This is a genomic window from Bradyrhizobium sp. UFLA05-112 (genome assembly GCF_053572325.1).
Window position 1 is genome coordinate 1 of sequence record NZ_JBANBK010000161.1, and the last position, 8,266, is coordinate 8,266.

9 protein-coding genes are annotated in these 8,266 nt (G+C 55.8%); 6 read left to right on the plus strand and 3 right to left on the minus strand.

The window, feature by feature from the left end; translation table 11 throughout:
* Positions 1–404 precede the first annotated feature (404 nt).
* On the minus strand, positions 405–1,505 hold the full coding sequence (locus tag SO180_RS41485; RefSeq protein WP_449384548.1) for a Fic family protein: 1,101 nt from the start codon (positions 1,503–1,505) through the stop codon (positions 405–407).
* 185 nt (positions 1,506–1,690) lie between these two features.
* Between SO180_RS41485 and SO180_RS41490 the strand changes: the two genes are divergently transcribed.
* Positions 1,691–1,903, plus strand: coding sequence for a hypothetical protein (locus tag SO180_RS41490; RefSeq protein WP_449384549.1), 213 nt, complete (start codon positions 1,691–1,693; stop codon positions 1,901–1,903).
* Between the two features lie 352 nt (positions 1,904–2,255).
* Here the strand turns inward: SO180_RS41490 and SO180_RS41495 are convergent, their stop codons facing one another.
* Positions 2,256–2,486, minus strand: coding sequence for a hypothetical protein (locus tag SO180_RS41495; RefSeq protein WP_449384550.1), 231 nt, complete (start codon positions 2,484–2,486; stop codon positions 2,256–2,258).
* Positions 2,487–2,835: 349 nt separating this feature from the next.
* On the opposite strand from SO180_RS41495, the gene SO180_RS41500 reads away from it, so the two are divergent.
* The 5 genes from SO180_RS41500 (at position 2,836) to SO180_RS41520 (ending at position 7,133) form a co-directional block, all read left to right on the plus strand.
* Complete coding sequence (locus SO180_RS41500; protein ID WP_449384551.1) at positions 2,836–3,414, plus strand: hypothetical protein; 579 nt, start codon at positions 2,836–2,838, stop codon at positions 3,412–3,414.
* Positions 3,415–3,486: 72 nt separating this feature from the next.
* Positions 3,487–4,155 (plus strand): hypothetical protein, encoded by a 669-nt coding sequence (locus tag SO180_RS41505; protein ID WP_449384552.1) that lies wholly within the window; start codon positions 3,487–3,489, stop codon positions 4,153–4,155.
* A 367-nt stretch (positions 4,156–4,522) separates the two neighbouring features.
* The gene (locus SO180_RS41510) at positions 4,523–5,302 is read left to right on the plus strand and encodes a ferredoxin--NADP reductase (RefSeq protein WP_449384553.1); all 780 of its coding nucleotides are present in this window, start codon (positions 4,523–4,525) and stop codon (positions 5,300–5,302) included.
* A 181-nt stretch (positions 5,303–5,483) separates the two neighbouring features.
* Positions 5,484–6,323 carry a S1/P1 nuclease gene (locus SO180_RS41515; protein WP_449384554.1) on the plus strand — a complete coding sequence of 280 codons (840 nt, stop codon included), beginning with the start codon at positions 5,484–5,486 and terminating at the stop codon, positions 6,321–6,323.
* Between the two features lie 174 nt (positions 6,324–6,497).
* Positions 6,498–7,133 carry a hypothetical protein gene (locus tag SO180_RS41520; protein WP_449384555.1) on the plus strand — a complete coding sequence of 212 codons (636 nt, stop codon included), beginning with the start codon at positions 6,498–6,500 and terminating at the stop codon, positions 7,131–7,133.
* A gap of 257 nt (positions 7,134–7,390) precedes the next feature.
* On the opposite strand, the gene SO180_RS41525 is transcribed toward SO180_RS41520, so the two are convergent.
* On the minus strand, positions 7,391–7,597 hold the full coding sequence (locus SO180_RS41525; RefSeq protein ID WP_449384556.1) for a cold-shock protein: 207 nt from the start codon (positions 7,595–7,597) through the stop codon (positions 7,391–7,393).
* Positions 7,598–8,266 lie beyond the last annotated feature (669 nt).

Genomic DNA, 8,266 nt, shown 5'->3' on the forward strand with positions numbered 1-8,266 from the left:
TGTCCGCGCCCACGATCTCCGAATCATGGTTGCCCATGGATTCAGAACTTCGCAAGAAACACAACTGTAATGCTAGATCTTCCTGATCTTGGCATTGATTCATCTGAATCCGATCGCGCCGTCCAATCAGCCGCGATCTTCAACAGACAGCGAATGACGGCACCATCTTGGCCGGTCTGCGCAAGTTCGTCCAAGATCAGCGACGCCGCTTGGCGCTTTGAGAGCGCTCCGCCCGTTGTCGCATCTTTGCCTTTCAGAAAACGCTTGATGAGATTGTCGGGGATTCTCGCGGGTCTTAGTAGGCGATCTGCGGCGATCCTCTTGACGTAAGCGAGCGTAGCAACGCTCTCCAGAGCCGCTTTGCGCCTCTGTGTCCGTAGACGAGCTCAAGCCGTTTTCAGTCATTAGTCGTGTGCTCCGGAAATAGTCCAGGCATCCATCGCGAGGATGTGTATAAGAGACAGATAGAGAAGTGCTTCAACCACCGCGCTCGCTTTGGGGGGGAGTTTGCTGAGGCGCGTTTCCTCCTCCGCCCATAGCAATATGCGTGTGCGCAGCCGATCTGGCTGCATCAGCGATTCCATGAAGTTGACTTGGTCAATGCAAGTCTCAAGAAAGAAACGCGTGAACGACGCAAGCGCTTCCTCACTGAGGTTGCCACGGCCGTCCAGGTCATTCCGCCGCGGAAGGTCGCATTGAGTAAGATGCTGCCGATACGCGCCGTCGCTTCGAGCAAGCCCGCGAGCCACTGACCAAGCAGCCCCGGTATCGAGCGCTTCCAACAGCATTGCGTGCGACATCAGCCGCGTCACTCGGCCATTGCCATCGAGAAAGGGGTGAATCCACAAAAGACGATGATGCGCGGCTGCGGCAGCTAAAATGGCGTCGGCCTTTCCAACACGGCTGTAAGCTTTCTCGAAATAAGCAAGAAAGCGTGGAACGGCGCCGGGGCTGACAGCGATATGACGTCCCACTTTGACGTCGCGAAGCCGTAGTTCGCCGGGCACAACACGAATTCGTTCTTTTGTGTCGGGCTCCTCGATCCATAACATCGCGTCGGGAAGGTGCTCGCAGAAGCGACGGTGGATATCCCGGATACCGTCTATGGTTACAACGCGACCGCGGAGGTGACCTTCGTCTATCCATCGTTGCACCGCGATGTGCGCCGTAGCCTCAAGCTGAAGATCGCGCTTTTTGGGATCGGCGCTATAGTCGTTTTTCAAGGCCCGTTCAATGTCGACCGGGTGTGTGTCGTGCCCCTCGATGAGGTTGCTGTAATAGCAGTTCATAGCTCGGACGAGATCGGCCAAGGACCCCAGGAGGCTTTGCGGTAAGCTCCTCTTGAAACCGGCCGACTTGCCGACTAACTCAACCGCCAAATCGGTCAGCTGGCTCCGATGGCGGGAGTCCTCTCTGATGAGAAGCGGTTCCATTGAGAAAACCGCGTCGCCGCGATCAGTAGCCGCAGGAATGTCCTCTTTTTTGTCCTCTGAAGCTTTTGTCATAAAGGCAATTATATCATATAGATAAATAGATTTCATCTACGGAATTGAGTCGACTTAAGTCCTCAAGAATGACCGGACTCTCGATGGTTGAGTTTTTTCGATCTTCGCCAATACATTGAAATTGTTCTCAAAATGTTCTTTGGGTCCATCCTCGAACCCAAATAGTGAGTCGAAACAATCGGTCCATGTCTGACGAACAACTTCGTCCGCCGGCAAGCTGGGATAAATTCGAAGAGATCTGCGCCGATCTCTTTTCGCGCGTTTGGAAGACCCAGAACTCGTCCGTTACGGGCGAAGCGGCCAGAGGCAAAAGGGCTTCGACATATACGGACAGCAAAATGGCGCCGACTCCGGCGTTCAATGCAAAGGAAAACGCATTTGGCCGCCGACCAAGCTGACGATTGCGGAACTTAATGCCGAGATCAGGAAGCCAAGAAATTCCGCTCCGCCCTCAAGACCTACATTATTGCGACCACCGCGGATAACGAAGTCGCTGTCACGGACCACGTCAATGCGATTTCCGAGAGACATGCCGCAGAAGGGCTTTTTTTCGCGTAACTGTTTTTGGCTGGCGTGAACTCACGCGCCGTATTGATGATTTTCCTGAATTAAAAGAAAAGCAACTCCGTGCTCGATGACGGCAACAAGCTGCGCGTGCTGCCGATTGTCGGCCGCGGCTCGGTGCAGAGCGTCGCCGACATCCGTTCGACATGGGCTGCTCCAGGACGACCACCGGTGAGAGTCCCCGTTCTACTTCTTGTCCGACCTCGCCTGCGCCCGCGAGCCGTTGTTCTGCACTTCCCAAGCCTGGAATTGCTTGAACAGCGCTTCCTTGTCGGTGTCGGACACCTTTGCCGCCGTCGGGTAAACAGTGTCGACATCTACGGAAAAGGAAAACGGTGCTGACTCCGGCGTACAGAGCAAGGCAAAGCGCGACTGTCCGCCGACCAAACCCACGATCGCTGAAATCGGGAAGGCCAAGAAATTCGATCCAATCTCAAGGGCTATATCATCGCGACAACGGCCGACAATGACGTCTACCTAACAGACCATGTCAACGCCGTTTCCGCCAAGCATGCGCAGAGGGACTATTCCGCGTAACACCTCACATATTGCCCGCCAACGCGGTCCTCTCCATCGTGGGAAAAGTTAGAGCCGCAACTGCGTTCGCATCGTGCGGTTTTGCGCGGAGCATGCAGTATTTGTGCGCTGAACTAGTTTTGGCGCCCGAAAGCATCTACAGATCGAATGATCACATGCGTAGCTGCGCGCTCCTTGATCTCTATGCACAAGGTTTCCCGAGTGCTCTGGTTGCGACTCCCTGGAGTTCTTGACCGTCATCTGTTATCGCGTCGCGAAAGGCAACGAATCGTTTGACGTGCCTAGGAAGATGAATTTGACCGATCCCACAAACAGCTCTGAGTTGCCGCCCGTCTTGCATAAGCCGGCAAGTCGTTTGCCGTGGGTTGTTGGACTCCTCGCCGTTATTTTCGGGCTGTGCGCGGGAGGAGTCTATTTCGGGGTCGGTATAGACAAGCTTCTCGGCTCGTCAGTCGCGCCGGAAAACCTGCCAATTCAAGGCTTGTCACCCGAGGACAAGGCGGTTCTTTCAGAGATTAGATCGGGGCAACAGGAGATAAGCGAAGAGATCGCCGAGCTCAAGCGTAACATCAGTGCGCAGCAAGAGGGTCTAAAACAGATATCGGATCAAATCGCTGCACTGACCTCGAACATCCAGTCTTTGCAGAATCCGCCCGTCGTTACGCCTCCATCGCCAGCACCTAATCTACCGCCAGCCCGTACTGTTTCGAAGCCGGCCGCGAGAGCCATTCAGCCTTCTAGACCGGAAGGGCCAGTTTCAATCGGGGGCGCTCCGCTGATTTCCGAGCCGGGCACCCAGCCTCATTGATCAGATCGTTATTCCTGAGCCGTAGCTGATGCGCGACGTGGTCATGTTTGTATCATCGCCTCCGGAGGTCCGATGTTTGCCAATCATATTCGTATCGGCGCTGTCGCGCTCCTGGCCTCCGGAATTCTGTTCGCAGTCTACCCGGCAGTTCGCCCGTTCTCGGACGAAAGATCGCTGCTAGGTGCCGCTGCCTTCGGGTCTGAGGCATGGCTGGCGTCGCACATGATTGCCATTGTGGCGTTCGCGCTGCTCCCACTTGGGCTGCTCGGAATGCAACGCTCTTTACTGGGGACACAGTCCGAGCGCCTGTTCTTTGTCGCCGTTGTCCTGATCGTGATTGGCACAGGCTTTACACTGCCATTCTACGGGGCCGAAACCTATAGTCTTCACGCGCTGGGGCAGGAAGCTTTGCGGAGGCACTCCGATTCACTGCTCAGTCTGGTCGAGATCGTCCGCTCCGGCCCTAGCCTTATCATGTTCCTCGCCGGTCTGCTTCTTCTTGCCGCCTCCGCAATCGCGGCTGCCACGGCGCTTTGGCGTTCCTGTCGCTATCCGAAGGCAAGTGGCGTTCCCTTCGCCATCGGGATGTCGCTGTACATTCCGCAATTCTTCGGCGCGCAGCCCCTACGCATTGCACATGGATCACTGGTGGCCATCGGTTGCGTGTGGATGGCGGTATGTCTTTGGCGGCAAGACCAGTTTGGTGCGGAGCGACAGGAAGTCTCCGCTTGTGACTTGTGAGAAATGAGGCGGGAAAAAGCTTCGTAAAATATTCATGTCTAAACTGATGTCCGAACTGCTGGTCGGCAGCAGAGAAGGATGCGTGCGGTGAAATCCATCGCAGAAGGCCGACGAAATGCATAATTTAAGCATGATTGCGCCCATCACATGCGATTCACCGTCAGCATGTTTAGCCTAGCATGAGCTTGGAAGGACAGGAGTGCCGCTTCGCGTTGAGAGCCGATGTAAGCCAGAGCTGAGCCGGCACCCTTCCAAAAGTCCCAGTCCGAAATTGAACACCGAACATCTGTTTGGAAAACCAGTGCAAATTTTCCGCTAGAGCGGCTGCGGGTCCGCATCGCGCTCCAAGCTTCGCGGGAGCGGTGAAATGAGTAATTTCAACCAGGAAAGCATTCTGAACGTCCATCACTGGACTGACAATCTCTTCAGCTTCACCAGCACACGGAATCCGTCGTTTCGCTTCTGCAGCGGTGAATTCACCATGATCGGGCTCGAGGTTGATGAAAAACCTCTGCTGCGGGCCTACGGCATCGCCAGCGCTCATTACGAAGACCGGCTGGAATTCGTCGCGATCAAGGTGCTGGACAATCCCTTAACCTCGCGTCTGCAGCAGCTTAAGCAGGGTGACCAGATCATTGTTAGCCGCAAGACGACTGGCTCGCTAGTCATTGATAATCTTAAGGACGGGCGCAATCTCTATCTGATTGGGACTGGCGCCGGTCTTGCGCCGCTTCTGAGTGTCATCAAGGATCCGCAAACCTATCTGCGATTCGAGAACGTGGTGCTGCTTCATGGCTGCCGCCGCGTCGCCGAGCTCGCCTTTGGCGAGATGATCACGGAAACGCTGCCAAGCGACGGGCTGGTCGGCGACTTCGTTCGCTATCAACTGATCTATTATCCGACCGTGACGCGCGACCGCTTCCATAACCGCGGTCGGATCACCGACCTGATCGCGTCAGGCAAGCTGTTTGCGGAAATCGAGCTGCCGAAACTCGAGCCGCAGCATGACCGCGCCATGATCTGTGGCAGCCCCGCCCTGGTCCACGACGCCCGAGAGCTCTTGATAACGAAGGGCTTTGTCGAAGGCTCTCCACAAGAGCCCTCACATTTTGTGTTTGAAAGGGCGTTTGTCGATCCCTTATTTTGAGCTGAGTGGCAAGCGACCATGGCTGATCCGAACCCGATACAACGCGAACCCGATACAACGCGACCAGGGACCTTACCGGTGCTACCGTCAATAAAATTGTCGGTCTCTCGACTGGACATAGTTGCAATCATGGCAGCTCCCGACTTATGGTAGACCAAATGGCAGGCTGTGGGGAAAAGCTATGAGAGCTATCTGGCTCGCGTGGCTCGTGGTCATTATGTCGGTGTCGCAGGCTCGGTCCTGGGGACAGGAAGGCCATGCAATCGTCTCTGAGATCGCGCAGCGGCGGCTCGATCCCGCCACGCTCGACAAAATCGCGCCCCTGCTTGCCTTGGAAGCCCCTACTCTTGATCATCCCAACGCAACGCTCGCTTCCATCGCCAGTTGGGCTGACGACTACCGTGCCGACCATAAGGATACGGCAGGATGGCATTTCGTGGACATACCGGATGATCGAACAACTTTCGATCCGGATGCTGATTGCAAAAACGGCAACTGTGTCATCGCGGCGATTGCGCGCTTCCGAACTGTCCTTGCTGATTGCTCGAAACCTGCACCCGAACGGCTCCAGGCTTTGAAGTTCATTGTTCACTTCGTTGGCGACGTTCACCAGCCTCTTCATGCATCGGATCGGTGGGATGCCTACACAGGAAAAGACGATCAAGGCGGCAATCTTGTCCCGGTGACATTCTTCGGACAGACCACGAACCTGCATGCGCTTTGGGATACCGGTCTGATTATGCGCACCGTTTACAATTGGGGCGCCTATGTCGTTCGGCTTGAAACGACCTGGTTTCCGGGGCGTGACTTGGCCGAGTTGAAGGGGGGCTCGCCGGCCGATTGGGCGGTCGATGCGCATAGGCTTGCACACGAAGTTGCTTATGACATTCCTGACGACGGGGTTTTAGGCGTTCAGTATTTTTCCAAAGCATCGCCGATCGTTGACCGCCAACTCGCCCTTGCCGGGATACGGCTTGCGCAGCTGCTCAAGGAGACGCTGTCCTCGGCAGCCTGCGAGTAACAGAGTATCGGGTTATCGCTATGAAGGCGCTCACGCTATTGGCCGTCGATTCCGCTCGCGGGTGCATCTGCAGCCCCGGGAAACACCACATCCTGCTCGACAAATGGCATCTGCTACTGCACGCACGACTATCTAAACGATGCGATCAGACAGCGCGTTAGCGAGATACGGAACTTGATCAGCGGGCAACGGACACAAGGTAAGGCGATTGGCTATCTCAGCGTTCCGATTAGCGGGATTGCGGGCGGAGTTTCGGCAATCAATGCGCTCGTAGCACAAGAGGCCAAGGAACGCATCGAGCAGCAGTGGGGGCCGCGCGACGTATGGATCCTCAACCCGGCCGCACCACAGTTTTCGCTCCCTATGGACGCCAACGGCGCTGACTACATGTGGATGTGGACCCAGATTCTCGAAGGCGAGGAACCTGAAGGTCTTGGCGCGTTCGACTTTGTGTATTTTGCCGGGCCATCTGACTTTGCGCGTCACTTCGGTCTTGATGGTCACGCCGATCTCGAGAAACTCGACACAGCCTACGACAATCTCGTCAAGACAAAACCTGACCTCGCGGCAAAGGTCGATAAGCATTCCTTTCGCAACTACTACGGGTTACGTGGCTCCGTCAGCTTCAGCTACGGATCGCACGACGAGTGGAACATCGTCAAAATCATCAATGCGAAACGGCGCGCATCTGACAGCACGGCCGGTTTTGCAAAGCAGATGGGTGTGTTCTTTGACGGGAAGCCTATAGCGCCGGGCCTTTTTGAGCTTCCGGTTACCGATGGAAACGCCAGAGCCTGCAATACGAATTGAGATAAGCTGTTTCAGGGAGGGCGCGGAATCGGATACCCTGCAAAGCCGGTTTGCATCCGGGGACAGGTCTGATCGCCGCCGCAAAAGATCGTCACATCCTCTACGGCTCTAGGCGTCGTCTTTACAACGCAATCAGGTTGCTCGACAAGGAGAGGCCCTCAGCAGCGCCGCGTGTGCGCGCTGAGAGGCCGGATTGCTATCGTTTCGAACGAGAATCGGACACCGTCGATCGGTTCACCGCCGGCCTACCGACGAGCCTAACCAACTCGGAGATTTTCAGCGGAAAGTTTCCCGGAGCGACCGGTCTTCGGCTCGTAGCTAATTCGGGAGCCCTCCGCCAGGCCGGTGTGGCCCGCCTTTTCAACGGCACTAATGTGCACGAAGATGTCGGGACCTCCGTCGTCTGGTTGGATAAAGCCGTATCCTTTGGTCGGGTTGAACCACTTCACAGTACCAAGTGCCAATGCAGTCTCTCCAAGTTGAAGCCAGTCAATTTAGCCGAGGGCGAAGGCGGACTTCAAGTGTAACGAGCGGCACGAAGCTTTCTCGTTCCAACACGCCGCTATCATAGAGAGGCATCCATACTGTTCGCGCACGTTGGCGCAAATCGATCAGTACATCGGAATGATCGAGCTACGTTAACAGGACGTTCGTGCACGCGAACTACTTCGAGCGCGCCAGAGATGGCCGGCGCGACGTCATGCCGACTTTCATTTGCGTCGTGCATATCGGGAGGGGCTTGACCTCAGCTGAGAAGCCACCCGGTCGATGCTTTACCCAACGAGCTAAATGTGTTGCACACGACCAACTCACCTCAGGCCGACGAGTTTAAGAACCTGCTGACATTCAGTGCCTCAGCCGCGGTTTTGGCTAGGTGGTCCGAGGCCAGTGTTAAGGCCAGCTAATGATCGTAAACGCAACTATCGGATCAGGTGGCTAAGTATCCCACTTTTCTGCCACGAGCCCCTTGCTCCCGTAAAAAACCTGTCCTATCTCCATCTCGCCTGCGTAGCACTCGCGGGCATCGATTGCTAACAACCCAAAATCTCCATCTAATGCAAATGCTTAGGAGGACTGCATGAAATTCCGTCCGCTTCACGACCGCGTCGTGGTCAAGCGCATCGACGCAGAAG